General features: G+C 64.0%; 1 pseudogene. It reads right to left on the bottom strand.

Annotated elements, in window-relative coordinates:
* A pseudogene (locus C0V97_RS18360) lies at positions 1 to 730 on the bottom strand (hypothetical protein); the annotation flags it as partial.

Genomic DNA, 730 nt, shown 5'->3' with positions numbered 1-730 from the left:
CCATTATAGACAGTGATCCCGCCCCCCCCCGCCCCCATAGGGCTATTGCTGCCGGGGGGAGCTGCGGCTGTTCCCAGCACAGCGATCCCGGGCAACCCGCCCGCCGCTGCAACCGCGTAAACAATGTTCGGGCCGCTCGGCAGTCCATTGCCAGGGCATCCCGGAATTGACGACGCAGCGCTGGAGGATGTTTGTGTTCCGGCATAGCCGCCAAGCCCACCGGGGCATGAGAGCGCAGCAAACGAGCCAAACGGGCCGAATGTGCTGGCGCCTCCGGTTCCGCCCGCCTTGCCAGTCACGCCAACGCCACCGACGCCGATGCTGATCGGGATCTGCTGACCAGGAGTGGCGGGGAAGATCGCCTCTACATAGGCACCCGCGCCACCGCTTGAAGCGCAGGACGAGCCGCCCCCACTGGTGTTATCGGCGCTTCCCCCCGCCGCACCGCCCGCCGCCTGGAGGCGAACACGAATTTTATAGACGCCAGCCGGGACAGTGTAAGTCTGGGACGATGTAATGACGGTCGTATTGAGGTTGCGACCGGAATTCAGCCGGGCGGCAAATTCGGTCGTAGCGAAAGACTTGTCGCTCGTTCCGAGAGGCGCGGTCGTTCCAGTCGGATTCTGCATAAAGGAGACCGGCCCTGCCACGCTCTGCTGGCCCGTGTCGGCAGTTTCAAGGTAGTTACCGGCTGCCTGATAGTTACCGGCTGGCTGATAGTTACCGGCTG

This window comes from Asaia sp. W19, from assembly GCF_003994335.1.
GTDB lineage: Bacteria > Pseudomonadota > Alphaproteobacteria > Acetobacterales > Acetobacteraceae > Asaia.
The sequence above is the reverse complement of the archived record's forward strand: the minus strand, read 5'-3'. Positions and strand labels throughout refer to the sequence as shown.